Source organism: Telluria sp. ZB4P37 (genome assembly GCF_059685855.1).
Genome location: NZ_JCASID010000002.1, coordinates 331,339 through 347,898, shown reverse-complemented (window position 1 = coordinate 347,898; position 16,560 = coordinate 331,339). Strand labels below are relative to the sequence as shown.

The window sequence follows — 16,560 nt, the reverse complement described above, 5'->3', positions numbered from 1 at the left end:
TAACTACAACGAGCCCAATGACCAACGCACCTTCCAGCCGCATGCCCGCATTCGACACCGGACCCCTGTCATGGGTGATCGGCGAGATCCGCGATGCGCTGGGGCGCTCGGGCACGGCCTTGCGCGACGCCGCCAACCGCAGCGCGGAGGCCCAGCCGACCCTCCTGCTGCACGCCAAGAGCCATCTGCACCAGGCCCACGGCGCGCTGCAGTTGGTCGACGTCGAGGGCATCGGCGTGCTGGGCGCGGCGGCCGAACAGCTGATCGACGCTTTTAAAGACGGACGCCAGGCCTGTACGCCGGAGTCGGTCAAGATCGTACAGGATGCCTACCAGGCCCTGGTCGAATACCTCGACGAGTTGTTGGCCGGGGCGCCCCAGCAGCCGGCGCGCCTGTTCCCGTATTACCGCGACCTGCAGGAAAAGCTGGGCCTTGAACGCGTCCATCCGTCCGACCTGCTGCCCGCCAGCCTGGGCAAGGGCGTCGAACTGACAGCTGCAAAGGTCGACCCGTCCCCCGACGTCGCGGCCTGCCGCACGCGCTTCGAAAAGTCGCTGCTGCCTTTCCTGAAGAGCGGCGAAGCGCAGCACGCAGCCGGCATGCGCGATGCGATCGCGCCGATCGCGCTGGCACAGGGCGAGCCACGCCCGCGCCTGTTCTGGGAAGCGATCCACGCGTTCATCGGTGCGGTGGCCGACGGCCAGGTCGAGAGCGACCTGTACGTGAAGCAGCTGCTGGGGCAGGTGAACATGCAGCTGCGCCGCCTGGCCCAGGGGCAGGGCGGCACCCCGGACACGATGCTGCGCGATGCGCTGTTCTTCGTGGCGGCAGTCAGGGAGCCCAATGAGGGCGCCCAGCGTCTGCGCCAGGCCTGCGGCCTGGACGGCCTGGTGCCGCACGATTACGCGGTGCGCCGCTATGGGCGCATCGACCCGGCCACGCTTCAGGAAGCGCGCGAAGCGCTGGCCCGCACCAAGTCGGACTGGGACCGCATCGCCACCGAGGGCGCGGGCGAGCTTGAGGTCAAGGAAGACTTCAACGATGCGCTCTCGCGCCTGGCCGGCGCCAGCGAAAAACTGGGCGCGCCCGCGCTGGCGCAACTGATGCGTGAGCTGGGACGCGCCGCGACCGATGCCATGGCGGCCGGGCGCAGCGACGGCCTGGGGCTGGAGATGGCCACCGCCATGCTGTTCGTCGAGAACGGCCTGGACCAACTGCGCCATCTGCCGGAGGATTTCGCCGAGAACGCGGAAGCCGTCGGCGCGCGTCTGCTGGCGCTTGCCGCCGGCGAAACCCCGCCGGATGCGCCGCAATGGCAGGGCGATCTGGCGCGCCAGATCCAGCAGGGCCAGACCGTGGCGGTGCTGGCCGGCGAGATCAAGGCCGGCCTGCGCCAGGTCGAGAAGCTGCTCGACGATTACTACGACGACCCGAACAAGCGCGAAGTGCTGGCGCAAGCCGAGCCGGTCCTGCACCAGCTGCAGGGCGCGCTCGCCATCCTCGACCAGGAACAGGCGGTGCAGGCCGCGCGCCACGTCGCCGGGCAGGTAGCAGTGCTGGCCGGCAGCGACGGCGACGTGACGGCGCAATCGAGCGTGCTGCATAACATCGCCCAGAACATCGGCGCGCTCGGCTTCTTCACCGACCTGCTGGGCCAGAACAGCGAGGTGGCCAAGGGCCGCTTCACGTTTGATGCGGACAAACGCCTGCTGCGCGAGCTGCCTTTCGAGTTCGTCGAGGCGGCAGCTCCCCAGGCGACCGCACCGGAAGCGCCGGAACCGCAAGCGCAGGGACAGGACGCTTCGATCGAATCCGAATTGCTCGAGATCTTCATCTTTGAAGCGCAGGAAGTGCTGGGTTTCGTGGCCGAAGCGATGCCGCAGGCCGAAAGCAATCCGGCCAGCCAGGAAACCCTGGCCTTGCTGCGCCGCTCCTTCCATACGCTCAAGGGCAGCAGCCGCATGGTGAGCCTGGAGCGCTTCGCCGAAGGCGCCGCCGCGATCGAGCGGGTGATGAACGTCTGGCTGGCCGAAGCGCGCAGCGCCACGCCCGAGCTGATGGCGCTGCTCAAGCACGCGCATGCGGAGTTGTCCGACTGGGTGGCCGACCTGGTGGCCAACGGCTGGTCGGCGCGCGAAAGCGGGGCGCTGGTGGAAGCGGCCGCACGGGTGCAGGAGGGTGGGCAGGCGGCGCTGGAGGAGGTACCGGTGCTGGTCGACTTGGCCGAGCCCGAGGCGCCCGTGGCTGCCGACAGCAAGCGCATCGGCGACCTGGAGATTGCGCCGGGTCTGTACGCGGTCTATGTCGACGAAACCGAGGCGCTGGTGCGGGTGCTGGCCGATGAATTCGAGGCATGGGCCGCGGAACCGGAGCGGCGCGCCTCGCCGGAAGCACTGAAGGCGGCACACACGCTGGCCGGCACCTCGGCCACGGTCGGCTATACCGCATTGCAGGACGTGGCCCACGCACTGGAACTGGTGCTGGAAAAGCTGGCCGCACCCGGCCCGCTCCTCGACGACAGCGGGCGCGAGCTGCTGGATGCCACCCTGTCGCGCGTGCGCACGATGCTGCAGGTGTTCGGCCTGGGCGAACTGGCGCCAGGCCAGCCTGACCTGGTCGGCCAGCTAGGGGCCTTGCTCGAGCGCCTGGCAAGCCAGCAGGCGGCCAGCGTGTATGGCGAAGCCGACCCGGTGTTGGCGGACCAGCTGGACGCCTTGTTTGCCACGGCCTACGACGCGCTACTGGCCTCCCCGCAGCCCGAGGCACTGCCTGCCGCCGAGCCCTCGGCGCGCGATGAAGCGGAGCAGTCGAACGCGGTGAGCGAGATCGACGATTTGTTCGACAGCTTCCTGGACGACCCGTTTGCCGCCTCGGCCTTTGGAGCACCTGGCCTGGACCAGGCCGCGCCGGACGACGCGGCGCCGGCCTTCGTGCCGGTCACGCCGGACGAGGCTGGGCTGGACGAGGCGCCGGAAGCGGTGGCGGCGGTACTGGCTTCGGAGCCGGAGGAGGCGGAACCGGAACCTGCCCCGGTGCTGCAAGCCGCGCCGCTGCCCGTGCTGGACGTCAGCGCGCTGGCCGCCGTCCCAGTCTTTGGCGACGAACTCGATCCGGACCTGCTGCCGGTCTTCCTCGAAGAAGGCGCCGACCTGTTCCCTCAGATCGGAAATAGCCTGCGCCAGTGGCAGCAGAACCCGCAGGACGGCGCCGTCGCCCAGGGCCTGCAGCGCGCGCTGCATACCGTCAAGGGCAGCGCCCGCATGGCCGGCGCGATGCGCCTCGGCCAGCATACCCACGAACTGGAAACCCAGGTCGAGAACATGGTGCACGCCGGCACCACCAGTGCGGCGGCCTTCGACGAACTGCTGGCCAACTACGATGCCGCGCTGCTGCTGTTCGAGCAGTTGCAGCAGCCCCACAAGCCGGCCGCTCCGCCGCCGGCCGCAGCGCCTGCAGCCCCTGCCGAGCAGCCGGGCGCGCGGGCGCCGCTGGTGCGGGTGCGCGCCGACATCCTCGACCGCGTGGTCAACCAGGCCGGCGAAGTATCGATTTCGCGTTCGCGCCTGGAAAACCAGGTCGGCTCGCTCAAGGGCGCGCTGTCCGACTTCTCGGAAAACCTCGACCGCCTGCGCCGCCAGATGCGCGAGATCGAGATGCAGGCCGAATCGCAGATTGCGTCCCGCCTGTCGATCGCCGGCGAGCGCGAATTCGATCCGCTCGAATTCGACCGCTTCACGCGCTTGCAGGAACTCACGCGCATGATGGCCGAGAGCGTCGATGACGTGGAAGCCTTCCACGACAGCCTGTCGCGCACGGTGGACAGCGCTGCCGACGACCTGGCCGCGCAATCGCGCATGACGCGCGACCTGCAGCGCGACCTGATGCGGGTGCGCATGGTGCCGTTCGCTTCTCTTGCGGAGCGCCTGTTCCGCGTCGCGCGCCAGACCGCGAAAGAGCTTGAGAAGCGCGTCAACCTCGACATCCGCGGCGGCGCCGTGGAAATCGACCGCAGCGTGCTGGAACAGATGGCCGCGCCCTTCGAGCACCTGCTGCGCAACGCCATCGTGCACGGCATCGAAGCGCGCAGTGCACGCATCGATGCCGGCAAGGCGGAAACCGGCGAGATCCTGGTGCAGGTCGAGCAGCACGGCAATGAAGTCGCCATTCAATTCAGCGACGACGGCGGGGGCCTGGACCTGGAGCGCATCCGCGACAAGGCCCGTGCGATGGGACTGATCGGGCAAGCCGATGCCGTGTCCGACCAGGATGCGGCCGAGCTGATTTTCGAGCCGGGTTTTTCGACTGCCGACACGCTGACCGAACTGGCCGGCCGCGGCGTCGGCATGGACGTGGTGCGTTCGGAAGCGCAGGCGCTGGGCGGGCGCGTGGTGGTCACGACCGAGCCCGGCAAGGGCACGCGTTTCTCGATCCACCTGCCCCTTACCTTGGCGGTGGCGCAGGTGGTGCTGGTGCTGAGCGCCGGGCGCACCTGGGCGCTGCCCTCGACCCTGGTCGAGCAGGTGATGCAGGTGCGCGATACCGAACTGCTGGCTGCGCAGGCCTCCGGAACGATTCCGGTGGCGGGCCAGCCGCAGGCCCTGCATGCGCTCGACGCACTGCTGGGCGAGGCGGGCAATGCACCTGCGCTGCAGCGCCTGAATCCGGTGCTGGTGGTGCACGGCGCGGGTGGACGCATCGCGCTGCGCGTGGACGAGGTGCTGGGCAACCGCGAAGTGGTGGTCAAGAACATCGGCCCGCAGCTCTCGCGCATGCCGGGCATCGCCGGGGCCACGGTGCTGGGCACGGGCGAGATCGTGCTGATCCTCGATCCGGTGGCGCTGGCACAGCAGCCTGCCTCGCCTGGCGCATCATCTGGTGCCGCGAGCGCGCAGCCTGCGCACCGCGCGACCATCATGGTGGTGGACGATTCGATCACCGTGCGCCGCGTGACCCAGCGCTTGCTGGAGCGCGAAGCTTATCAGGTGATGCTGGCCAAGGACGGCGTCGACGCGCTCGAGCAGATCGAACACGCCCGGCCGGACCTGATGCTGGTCGATATCGAGATGCCCCGCATGGACGGCTTCGATTTGACGCGCCAGGTGCGCGAGAACGCGGCGACCGCCGGCATCCCGATCATCATGATCACCTCGCGCACGGCGGACAAGCACCGCAATGTTGCGCTGGGGCTGGGGGTGAATGCGTTCTTTGGGAAGCCGTATCAGGAGGCGGTGTTGTTGGCGGCGATTGAGAGTTTGCTGGGCAAGGGCTAACTGGTGCGGTACGAACCTGGGTCGCCTGCGCGGGGATGACGTTGTTTTATTGTTCGAACGATCAGTGGCTGCGATTTTTGCACCGCTTACCCAGAAATCGTCGTTCCCGCGAAGGCGGGAGCCCAGCTTTTGTGATTAGTCGCTTACTTTCTTCACCACCGCAAACCTCTCCAGCGTCCGCTTGCGCGCCACATCATGCTCCACAACCGGCAACGGGTAGTGGCGCCCCAGCACCACGCCTTTCTCCTCCAGCACCTCCGCCGCCACCAGCCACGGTGCATGAATCTCCTTCGCGCCGAGCCTTGCCAGAGCAGGCACCCAATCCCGAATGAACTCCCCCCGCGGATCGAAGCGCATCGACTGCGACACCGGGTTGAAAATCCGGAACCACGGTTGCGCATCGCACCCGGTCGACGCCGCCCACTGCCAGCCCCCATTGTTCGAGGCCAGCTCGTAGTCGTTGAGCTTGAGCGCGAAATAGCGCTCGCCGCGACGCCAGTCGATCCCTAAATCCTTGGTGAGGAAACTCGCCGTCACCATGCGCAGGCGGTTGTGCATGAAACCAGTCTGGTTCAGCTGCGCCATGGCCGCATCGACCAGCGGATAGCCGGTGCGGCCCTCGCACCAGGCCACGAACATGGCGTCCGCTTCCTCGCCGCTTTCCCAGGCCAGCACGTCGAAGGCCGGCTTGAACGAGCGCGTGACCACCTGCGGATTGCGCGCCAAAATCATCGAATAGAAATCGCGCCAGATGAGTTCCGACAGCCACACTGACGCCCCGGTGCCGCCGGCGCCGCTGTGCGCCAGCTGCTGCGCCGTGCGCACGAGATGGCGGATCGAGGTGGTGCCGAAGCGCAGGTGGGTAGACAGGCGCGAGGTGCCGTCTTCGGATGGGAAATCGCGCGCCCGGCCGTAGTCGGCCATGTGCGCGACGAAGCGCTCGAACAGCTCTTCCGCGCCTTCCATGCCGGCCAGCAGCGGCGGCTCCCCCGTAACGAATCCGATGTCCTCCAGCGAGGGCAGGGCGGGCTGCGCGTCGGGCGGTGCGAAGGCATGCGCATACGCATCGACCGGATAGCTGGCCAGGGTTTCCGGCATGGCCGCCAGCCGCTTGAGCCAGGCATTCTTGTAGGGGGTGAACACCGAAAAAGGCCCCTTGGCCAGGGTCAGCACTTCTTCCTTCTCGAAGATCACCTGGTCTTTCAGGCTGTGAAATTTCCTGCCCTCAGCTTCCAGGGCGGCTTTCATCCGTGCGTCGCGATCGACCGCCTCGGGTTCATAATCGGTGCATACATAGACCGCGTCCACGCCCAGTTCGGCGGCGAGCGCGGGGATCACTTCCAGCGGGCGGCCTTGCCGCACAATCAGATAACCGCCGAGCCGGCGCAGTTCGGCGTCAAGACTGGCCAGGCTGGCGTGGATGAAGCGCACGCGGCGGTCGTCACGCGGCAGCGCATCGAGAATCCCGCTGTCATACACGAAGACGCAGTGCACACGATTGGACGAGCTCAACGCCCGGTGCAGGGCAGCATGGTCGAATGCGCGCAGGTCACGCCGGAACCAAACCAAAGAGTTGCTCATATTCATCATCGTGTGCGGGGTCAAAGTAGCGGCCGATTTTACTGGGTAGGATTCTTCCTAAGCAGCGATGAAGGAAACAAGACGGGTCAGTTGTGGGACGTCAGGCAGGGTTGGCGCAGGGCTACGAGGGCTGCCTGTCGTGGCGCTTCCGGAGGCGCCGGACCGATTCAGTGTAAACTATCGAAAAGCGGAACGTTGTTTTGTGGACACTTCCCGGTCGCCCAGCTTGGGCGGTCGCCAACCAGAGTGAGCCCATGTGAGAGTAAGCGTATGAAAAAAAGTAAAGTTGGCAAGACTCTACCAATGCCCGGCATGCCACCGGAACACGACGATACGCTGGGGAACATCGGGCCTGCCGCTTCCGGCCTGAACCTCGCCAACCATTTCCTGATCGCGATGCCCTCGATCCAGGACCCGATCTTCGGCGGCACGGTGGTCTATGTCTGCGAGCACAACGAGAAGGGCGTACTCGGCGTGGTCATCAACAAACCGACCGACATGACCATGGAAGTGCTGTTCGACCGCGTCGACCTGAAGCTCGGCGAAGGCCTGCGCTCCTCGGTCGTGGACGAGCCCATCATGTTCGGCGGCCCGGTCCAGGACGACCGCGGTTTCGTGCTGCACACGCCCAGCGGACGCTATTCCTCCTCGCTTGCCGTCACCGACGACGTCGCCTTCACCACCTCGATCGACGTGCTGGAAGCCGTCGCCAGCGGCAACGGCCCGGCCCGCATGCTGGTCTCGATCGGCTATGCCGGCTGGAGCCCGGGCCAGCTGGAAGAAGAACTGTCGCGCAATGGCTGGCTCACCGTCGCGGCCGACGCCAGAGTCCTGTTCGACCTGCCGATCGAAGAACGCTATACCGCCGCGATCAAACTGCTGGGAATCGATCCTTTAATGCTCGCAACCGAGGCTGGCCACGCATGAAATGCTGTAATGGTTGAGATTGTTTTTGGTTTTGACTTTGGGGTGAAGCGGATTGGCATTGCCATGGGCAACACCCTGACTGGACAGGCGCAACCGTTGACGGTCATCAAGGCCATCGACAACGCCACCCGTTTCCAGGTCATTGGCGACCTCATCAACGAATGGAAGCCGGCCCGCCTCATCGTGGGCGAGCCGCGCCATCCCGACGGCGCCGAGCACGACATGACGATGCGCTCCCGACGCTTCGCCAACCAGCTCCACGGCCGCTTCAGCCTGCCCGTCGACCTCGTCGACGAGCGCTATTCCTCCGCCGTCATCCCGCAAAAACGCGGCGAGATCATCGACGCCCAGGCGGCTGCCATCATTTTGCAACAATACTTTGACGACCATGCCAACATCTAAACTGGAATACGACGCGGAGGCGCTGTACCGCGAGCTGCTGGGCCAGGTCCGCGCAGGCCTGGCCGGCGTGCCCGACGCCGCCATCGTGGGCATCCACTCGGGCGGCGCCTGGCTGGCCGAACGGCTCGCGCGCGACCTCGACCTGCTGGGGCGCTTCGGCACCATCGACGTCTCGTTCTACCGCGACGACTACGCCAAGAAGGGCCTGCATCCCGACGTGAAGCCGACCCATATCCGCTTCCCGGTCGATGGCGCGACCATCGTGCTGGTGGACGACGTGCTGGAAACCGGCCGCACCGTTCGCGCCGCGATCAACGTGCTGTTCGATTATGGCCGTCCGGCCTGCATTCGCCTGGCGGCCCTGGCCGACCGCGGCGGGCGCGAGCTGCCGGTGGCTGCCGACTACGCGGGCGTGCGCACGACCCTGCCTGCGAACCAGTCGCTCTGCCTGCAGCGCGGCGACGCCGGCCAACTCTCGCTGACCATTGAAGAAGATCCTGCCTCGCCTGACGACCATGCCGAAAATCCTGCACAATAATCCGCAACTGAACAAGAACGGCGAGCTGCAGCACCTGCTGAGCATCGAAGGCCTGCCCAAGTCCATCGTCAACCACATCCTCGACACCGCGTCGAGCTTCGTGGGCATTTCCGACCGCGAGGTCAAGAAAGTGCCGCTCATGCGCGGCAAGAGCGTGTTCAATCTCTTCTTCGAGAACAGCACCCGTACCCGCACCACCTTCGAGATCGCCGCCAAGCGCCTGTCGGCCGACGTCATCAACCTGAACATCCAGGCCTCGTCGGCCAGCAAGGGCGAGTCGCTGCTGGACACCATCGACAATCTGTCGGCCATGCACGCCGACATGTTCGTGGTGCGCCACTCGCAGTCGGGCGCGCCCTACCTGATCGCCAAGCACCTGGTCGAGACCGGGCAGTCGCACGTGCACGTCGTGAACGCCGGCGACGGCCGCCACGCGCACCCGACACAGGGCCTGCTCGACATGTACACGATCCGCCACTACAAGAAGGACTTTACCAACCTGCGGGTGGCGATCGTCGGCGACATCCTGCACAGCCGCGTGGCGCGTTCGGATATCCACGCCCTGACCACGCTGGGCGTGCCGGAAGTGCGCGCGATCGGCCCGCACACGCTGCTGCCGGGCGGACTGGAACAGATGGGCGTGCGCACCTTCACCAACATGAACGAAGGCCTGAAGGACGTCGACGTCATCATCATGCTGCGCCTGCAGAGCGAGCGCATGAGTGGCGCGCTGCTTCCTTCGGCCCAGGAATACTTCAAGAGCTACGGCCTGACCCCGGAGCGCCTGGCGCTGGCCAAGCCGGACGCGATCGTGATGCACCCGGGGCCGATGAATCGCGGCGTCGAGATCGACTCGGCGGTGGCCGACGGCAGCCAGGCGGTGATCCTGCCGCAGGTGACCTTCGGGATTGCGGTACGCATGGCAGTGATGAGCATTTTGGCGGGAACCCACGGATGAAACACCATATCAAGAACGGGCGCGTGATCGACCCGGCGAACGGCATTGACCAAGTACAGGATTTGTTCATCGACGGCGGCGTGATTGCCGCCATCGGCGCACCGCCTCCGGGCTTCGTGGCGGATAACACCATCGACGCCAGCGGCCTGGTGGTCGCGCCCGGCCTGGTGGATTTGTCGGCGCGCCTGCGCGAGCCGGGCTACGAATACAAGGCCACGCTGGAATCGGAAATGCAGGCGGCGATGCAGGGTGGCGTGACCACCCTGGTCTGCCCGCCGGACACCGATCCGGTGCTGGACGAGCCGGGCCTGGTCGAGATGCTCAAGCACCGCGCGCGCATCCTGGACCAGGCCAACGTGCACCCGCTTGGCGCACTGACCATGGGCCTGAAAGGCAAGGCGCTCACCGAAATGGCTGAGCTGACCGAAGCCGGCTGCATCGGCTTCTCGCAGGCCGAAGAACCGGTGCTGGACACGACGGTGCTGATGCGCGCCATGCAGTACGCGAAAACCTTCGGCTACACCGTCTGGCTGCGCCCCCAGGACGCCCACATCGGCCGCGGCGGCGTGGCCCACAGCGGACCACTGGCCTCGCGCCTGGGACTGTCGGGCGTGCCGGTGATGGCCGAGACCATCGCGCTGCACACCATCTTCGAGCTGATGCGCGCCAGCGGCGCGCGCGTGCACCTGTGCCGCATGTCCTCCGGCGCCGGGCTGGCCCTGGTCGCAGCGGCCAAGAAGGAAGGCCTGCCGGTCACCTGCGACGTCGGCGTGCACCACCTGCACATGACCGATGCCGACATCGGCTTCTTCGACCCGAATGCGCGCTTCGATCCGCCGCTGCGCAGCCAGCGCGACCGCGACGCGATCTGGAACGGCCTGCTGGATGGCACCGTGGACGCGGTCTGCTCGGATCACACGCCGGTGGACGACGACGAAAAGATGCTGCCCTTCGGCGAAGCCTCGCCCGGCGCAACCGGGCTGGAACTGCTGCTGGCCCTGATGCTCAAGTGGGTCGAAGATCAGCACGACGACAGCGTCCTGCCCAGGGCGCTCGGCAAGGTCACGTACGAGGCGGCGCGCATCGCCGGCCTGCCGGCAGGGACCCTGTCGGTGGGCGCGGCGGCCGACGTGGTGCTGTTCGACCCGGACGCGCGCTGGACCGTCGAGCGCAAGGCACTGGCCAGCCAGGGCAAGCACACGCCCTTCCTTGGTTACGACCTGGCCGGGCAGGTGCGCGCGACCATCGTGCGCGGCCGTGTCGCGTACCAGCGTTGAGCGGGGCGGGCGGCCGGCGCTGCCCGCTTCAAGCTTGACCCCTGCATCGTGACGCCCCGTCTTGCCCTGCGCCTGGCGCGCGTGATGGTTCACCTGGTGGCGGGCCTGGCGACCTGCGCCATCGTCTTCCCGCTGGCCTCCAACGCCGTGCGCGAGCGCCTGACGCGGCGCTGGTCGCGCAAACTGGTCGGCATCTGCCGCGTGAGCGTGGAAATGGCGCCGGGCGCGCCCGTACTCGAGCATGCGCTGGTGGTCGCCAACCACGTGTCCTGGCTCGACATCTTCGTCATCAACGCCTTGTATCCCTGCCGTTTCGTGGCCAAGGCCGAGATCCGCGCCTGGCCGGTGCTGGGCTGGCTGGCCGCCGCCGCCGGCACCGTGTTCATCGCACGCGGCAACCGGCGCGAGCTGCGCCACATCTTCAAGGGCATCGTCAGCGTGCTGGCGCAAGGCCAGCGGGTCGCCTTCTTCCCCGAAGGGACAACGTCGAAACAGGGCGAGGTGCTGCCCTTCCATGCCAATCTGTTCGAGGGCGCCATCGATGCCAAGGTCCCCGTGCAGCCCTACGCGTTGTCCTATGTCGACGCGGCCGGCCGCAGCCACCCCTCGGTCGACTACACCGGCGACACCACGTTTGTAGACAGCATGTTCCGGATCCTGGAGGGCGAACCGGTACGGGCGCGCCTGCAGGCGCTGGCGCCGATCGAGGGTGCGGGCGCCCACCGGCGCGAGCTGGCGCAAGCGGCCCATGACGCCGTGGCTGAGGCACTGCGCCGCTAACCATAGCTGTGATTCATAAAAAGAATCACAGAGCAATAAATCATATATTGGACAACTCACAGCAAGCGCGTCACGCTGGTGCTTTGCACCATTGCCAGCATCGAGGAGACCAGCATGCCAGTTTATCGTTCCCGCACCACCACCCAGGGCCGCAACATGGCCGGCGCACGCGCGCTGTGGCGCGCCACCGGCATGAAGGACGGCGACTTCGAAAAACCGATCATTGCGGTCGTGAACTCCTTCACCCAGTTCGTGCCCGGCCACGTGCACCTGAAGGACCTGGGCCAGATGGTCGCGCGCGAGATCGAAGCGTCCGGCGGCGTGGCCAAGGAATTCAACACCATCGCGGTCGACGACGGCATCGCCATGGGCCACGGCGGCATGCTGTACTCGCTGCCCTCGCGCGACCTGATCGCCGACTCGGTCGAGTACATGGTCAACGCCCACTGCGCCGACGCGATGGTGTGCATCTCGAACTGCGACAAGATCACGCCGGGCATGCTGATGGCCGCGATGCGCCTGAACATCCCGGTGGTCTTCGTTTCGGGCGGCCCGATGGAAGCGGGCAAGGTGGTCAAGACGGTCGACAACGGCCAGAAGGTCATCAAGCTGGACCTGATCGACGCCATGATCAAGGCTGGCGACAGCAGCGTCTCGGATGCGGACGTGCTCGAGATCGAGCGCTCGGCCTGCCCGACCTGCGGCTCCTGCTCTGGCATGTTCACGGCCAATTCGATGAACTGCCTGACCGAGGCGCTGGGGCTTGCGCTGCCGGGCAACGGCACCATCGTCGCGACGCACCTTGATCGCAAGGAGCTGTTCCTGCGCGCCGGCCGCCTGATCGTGGACATCGCCAAGCGCCATTACGAGCAGGACGATTACTCGGTACTGCCGCGCTCTATCGCCTGCAAGGCCGCGTTCGAGAACGCGATGGCGCTGGACGTCTCGATGGGCGGATCCACCAACACCGTGCTGCACCTGCTGGCGGCCGCGCACGAGGCCCAGGTGGAATTCACCATGGCCGACATCGACCGCATCTCGCGCAAGGTGCCCTGCCTGTGCAAGGTGGCGCCGATGACCGACAAATACCATATCGAAGACGTGCACCGCGCCGGCGGCATTTTCTCGATCCTGGGCGAACTGGCGCGCGCCGGGCTGCTCGACACCTCGCTGCCGACCGTGCACAGCCCCACGATGGGAGAGGCCATCGAGCAGTACGACATCAAGCGCAGCGACGACCCGGCCGTGCACCAGCTGTTCCGCGCCGCGCCGGGCGGCGTACCGACCCAGGTGGCCTTCTCGCAGTCCGAACGCTTCGCCGGCAACGACCTCGATCGCAGCCTGGGCTGCATCCGCGACCGCGAGCACGCCTATTCGCAGGACGGCGGCCTGGCGGTCCTGTACGGGAACATCGCCGAGAAGGGCTGCATCGTGAAGACCGCGGGCGTGGACGAGAGCATCCTGGTCTTCTCCGGCAAGGCGCGCGTGTTCGAGAGCCAGGACGCGGCGGTGGAAGCAATCCTGGGCGATACGGTGAATGCCGGCGACGTCGTCATCATCCGCTACGAAGGCCCGAAAGGCGGCCCGGGCATGCAGGAGATGCTCTATCCGACCTCGTACATCAAGTCCAAGGGATTAGGTAAAGCCTGCGCGCTGTTCACGGACGGGCGCTTCTCGGGCGGTTCCTCGGGCCTGGTGATCGGCCACGCCTCGCCGGAAGCGGCCGAGGGCGGGGCGATCGGGCTGGTGGAGGAGGGGGATCTCATCGATATCGACATCCCGGCGCGCACGATCAATTTGCGCGTGAGTTTCGAGGAGCTGGCGCACCGGCGCGGGAAGATGGAGGACCGCGGGCTCGAGGCCTGGATGCCGGTGGGGCGCGAGCGGTATGTGTCGCAGGCGCTGCAGGCGTATGCGGCGTTGACGACGTCGGCGGACCGCGGGGCGGTAAGGGATATCACTCAGCTTCGCCGCTAAACCGTAGGGCGGGCGGGTCTCCCGCCCGCGCATCCAAATCACGGTAATGCTGCCCGCGCCGCTGTGCTCCCGCTGGTTGAACGCGTGGGTGGAATGGCCGTCCACCCTACGAAAAACCTGGCCTTACTTCTTCCCCCCATGCTCCCGATACTCCGGACAATCCACCTGCAACAGCGACCGGTCATCCAGGCACACCGCCGTCAGCTTCCCACCCCACACGCAGCCGCTGTCCAGTCCCACCAGGTTCGGCCGTAGCACCAGCCCCAGCGCCGACCAGTGCCCGAACACCACCGTCACGTCGCTTGTCCTGCGCTGCGGCAGATCGAACCACGGCACCAGCCCCGAGCCTTCCGGCCCGCTCTCGATGTCCTTGTGCAGGAAATCCATGCGCCCATCCGGCGCGCACAGGCGCATGCGGGTGAGGGCATTGACGATGCAGCGCAGCCGCGCGATCCCCGTCAGGCTGTCGTTCCACCCATCCGGCTCGTTGCCGTACATCTCGCGCAGGAAATCGATCCAGCCATCGCCGCGCAGCGTCGTTTCGACTTCGTGCGCCAACTCCATCGTTTGCGCCGCGGTCCATTGCGGCGCCACGCCGGCGTGCACCAGCAGGTGGGCGTCGACGAACATCGCCAGCGGGCGGCGGCGCAGCCAGTCGATCAGCGCGTCGCAGTCGGGGGCGGCCAGGATCTCGTCGAGCGTATCGGAACGGCTGGCGCGCTGCGCGCCGACGGCCACCGCGATCAGGTGCAGGTCGTGGTTGCCGAGCAGGGCTTCGACACGGCCGGGATTCGCTTCTGCCAGCGCCTTCATGCGGCGCAGCGCGGTCAGCGATTCCGGGCCGCGGTTGATCAGGTCTCCGACGAATAAAATACGCGACTGCGCCTGGCCGTGGCCGCGTGCGTCTTCGTGGATGCGTTCGATCAGGAGTTGGGCTTCGTGGGCACAGCCCTGCAGGTCGCCAATGGCGTAGGTTCTCATGTTGTTCTTATCTGTGATGACGGCGGTCGTGCAGGCGCCTTGGGTGTTTTGGAGTCTAAATGATTTCGCCTGCCGCTGCAGCGGATATCGCGGTGCACGGCGCTTCGATTACGCCGGCAAACCGCGTGCGAATTTGATCGAATCGAAGCGCGCGCGATGGAATCCATTCCCGCGCCGGAGCGGCTCATCTATTCCGGTACAATGAGGCCACATCCATTGATAAGAGTGCCGTGGGATTTTCCGAGGGGTCGAAGCGGAAACGACTCACCTAATTGCACCGAAAGAATAATAAATGTTCTCCTTTTTTGTCAGTTTCGTCTCTTGCGCGCTGCTGACCCTGCTTGTGATTAAGCTTGCGCAGCGCAATGGTGCGGCGCTCGACAACGATTATGGCGGCGTGCAGAAATTCCATTCCCATGCAGTCTCGCGCATTGGCGGCGTGCCGATCTATCTCTCGGTGGTAATCACCGGCGCGGTGTCGGTGATGCGCCAGCCATCGCTCGGTCCCTGGCTCGCGCCTTTGCTCGGATGCGCATGCATTGCCATGGCGGGCGGTATCGTCGAAGACTATACGGGCAAGGTCTCGCCGGCGCGCCGGCTGCTGCTCACGATGGTCGCCGCACTGCTCGCGTATTACCTGCTCGGCGCAAAACTCGTGCGCCTCGATTTACCCTGGGGCGTGCTGTCGCTGCAGCTCGATTGGATCGTGGTGCCGCTCACCGTGCTGGCGGTGGCCGGCATCGCCAATGCTGTCAACATCATCGACGGATTCAATGGCCTGGCCAGCGTGGTCAGCATTTGCATGCTGATGTCACTGGCCTACGTGGCGCTGCAGGTGGACGACATGTTCGTGCTGGTGACGGCGCTGGTGGTGGCCGGCGCCACTGCCGGTTTCCTGATCTGGAACTATCCGGTCGGCCTGATTTTCCTCGGTGACGGCGGTGCCTATTTCATCGGCTTCATGCTGGGCGAGCTGGCGCTGCTGCTGGTGATGCGCAATCCGCAGGTGTCCACCTGGTATGCGGCGCTGCTGCTGATTTATCCGGCTTTCGAAACCATATTCTCGGCATACCGCCGCATGTTTGTACGTGGTAAATCCCCAGCACTGCCGGACGGCATTCACCTGCATAGTTTAATATTCCGGCGTATTGTGCAATGGACGGTTGGTCCGCGCGAAGCGCGCGCATTGATGAAGCGGAACGCGCGGACTTCACCTTATTTATGGCTGTTTTCGCTGATGGCGGTGATTCCGGCGACTGTGTTCTGGAAAAACACAAGCGTGCTCATCTTCTTCAGCTTGTTGTTTATAATCAGTTACCTGTGGTTATATGCGCGTATCGTTCGATTTAAGTCGCCACGCTGGCTTTTTTTACACAGGAAAGACGGTAAATAAATTACTAATGTAGTATATTGCGACAATTGGTGAGTTTCGCCGTACTTGTATCAACCTCTGTATCAACCTTTACCTATCGAGGGAACGAAGATGGATCTGTCTAATATGTCCGTAGGCGATATGCGCAACCTGCAAGAGCAAATCAAGCAGGAAATGAAGAAGCGCGAAGTGCAGGAAGTGCAAAAAGCACGTGAACAAATCCTGGCAATCGCGCAGAGCGTCGGCGTGCCCCTCAAGGACCTGCTGGCAACCGGCGGTCGCAGCAATGCGACCAAGGGTAATTCCGTGGCCGTGCGTTTCCGTCACCCGGATAATGCATCGCAGCAGTGGACCGGCCGTGGCCGCCAGCCGAAATGGGTCAAGGAATGGGTCGAAGGCGGCAAGTCGATCGACAAGCTGCGCGTGTAATCCCGGCCGGCATTGCCGGCCAAGAACGAGCGACTAACAAACCCCCAGGGCAAGGCGCATTGTCGAAG

12 protein-coding genes are annotated in these 16,560 nt (G+C 65.7%); 10 read left to right on the top strand and 2 right to left on the bottom strand.

The annotated features are described in order from the left end of the window. Window positions 1-17: 17 nt before the first annotated feature. The gene (locus AC56K1_RS05895) at window positions 18-5,270 is read left to right on the top strand and encodes a hybrid sensor histidine kinase/response regulator (protein ID WP_497156911.1); all 5,253 of its coding nucleotides are present in this window, start codon (window positions 18-20) and stop codon (window positions 5,268-5,270) included. Between the two features lie 135 nt (window positions 5,271-5,405). Here the strand turns inward: AC56K1_RS05895 and AC56K1_RS05890 are convergent, their stop codons facing one another. Beyond that, window positions 5,406-6,857, bottom strand: coding sequence for a cryptochrome/photolyase family protein (locus AC56K1_RS05890; RefSeq protein WP_497157175.1), 1,452 nt, complete (start codon window positions 6,855-6,857; stop codon window positions 5,406-5,408). 306 nt (window positions 6,858-7,163) lie between these two features. On the opposite strand from AC56K1_RS05890, the gene AC56K1_RS05885 reads away from it, so the two are divergent. From AC56K1_RS05885 to ilvD, 7 genes are all read left to right on the top strand, one after another. Further along, on the top strand, window positions 7,164-7,778 hold the full coding sequence (locus AC56K1_RS05885) for a YqgE/AlgH family protein (RefSeq protein ID WP_497156910.1): 615 nt from the start codon (window positions 7,164-7,166) through the stop codon (window positions 7,776-7,778). A gap of 9 nt (window positions 7,779-7,787) precedes the next feature. Next, complete coding sequence (gene ruvX, locus AC56K1_RS05880; RefSeq protein WP_497156909.1) at window positions 7,788-8,180, top strand: Holliday junction resolvase RuvX; 393 nt, start codon at window positions 7,788-7,790, stop codon at window positions 8,178-8,180. Further along, a complete protein-coding gene (gene pyrR / locus AC56K1_RS05875) occupies window positions 8,167-8,718 on the top strand; it encodes a bifunctional pyr operon transcriptional regulator/uracil phosphoribosyltransferase PyrR (RefSeq protein ID WP_497156908.1) in 552 nt (183 codons plus the stop codon). The genes ruvX and pyrR overlap by 14 nt, the downstream gene beginning before the upstream one ends. Next, complete coding sequence (locus tag AC56K1_RS05870) at window positions 8,696-9,676, top strand: aspartate carbamoyltransferase catalytic subunit (protein ID WP_497156907.1); 981 nt, start codon at window positions 8,696-8,698, stop codon at window positions 9,674-9,676. The genes pyrR and AC56K1_RS05870 overlap by 23 nt, the downstream gene beginning before the upstream one ends. Then, window positions 9,673-10,953, top strand: a complete 1,281-nt coding sequence (locus tag AC56K1_RS05865; protein WP_497156906.1) for a dihydroorotase — start codon at window positions 9,673-9,675, stop codon at window positions 10,951-10,953. The genes AC56K1_RS05870 and AC56K1_RS05865 overlap by 4 nt, the downstream gene beginning before the upstream one ends. 48 nt (window positions 10,954-11,001) lie before the next feature. Then, the gene (locus AC56K1_RS05860) at window positions 11,002-11,733 is read left to right on the top strand and encodes a lysophospholipid acyltransferase family protein (RefSeq protein WP_497156905.1); all 732 of its coding nucleotides are present in this window, start codon (window positions 11,002-11,004) and stop codon (window positions 11,731-11,733) included. Window positions 11,734-11,847: 114 nt separating this feature from the next. After that, the gene (ilvD, locus tag AC56K1_RS05855) at window positions 11,848-13,710 is read left to right on the top strand and encodes a dihydroxy-acid dehydratase (protein WP_497156904.1); all 1,863 of its coding nucleotides are present in this window, start codon (window positions 11,848-11,850) and stop codon (window positions 13,708-13,710) included. A 123-nt stretch (window positions 13,711-13,833) separates the two neighbouring features. Here ilvD and AC56K1_RS05850 read toward each other — a convergent pair whose 3' ends face one another. Beyond that, on the bottom strand, window positions 13,834-14,691 hold the full coding sequence (locus tag AC56K1_RS05850; RefSeq protein WP_497156903.1) for a symmetrical bis(5'-nucleosyl)-tetraphosphatase: 858 nt from the start codon (window positions 14,689-14,691) through the stop codon (window positions 13,834-13,836). Window positions 14,692-14,983: 292 nt separating this feature from the next. Between AC56K1_RS05850 and AC56K1_RS05845 the strand changes: the two genes are divergently transcribed. Then, complete coding sequence (locus tag AC56K1_RS05845; protein WP_497156902.1) at window positions 14,984-16,084, top strand: glycosyltransferase family 4 protein; 1,101 nt, start codon at window positions 14,984-14,986, stop codon at window positions 16,082-16,084. A gap of 90 nt (window positions 16,085-16,174) precedes the next feature. Further along, a complete protein-coding gene (locus tag AC56K1_RS05840) occupies window positions 16,175-16,492 on the top strand; it encodes an H-NS histone family protein (RefSeq protein WP_171083133.1) in 318 nt (105 codons plus the stop codon). Window positions 16,493-16,560 lie beyond the last annotated feature (68 nt).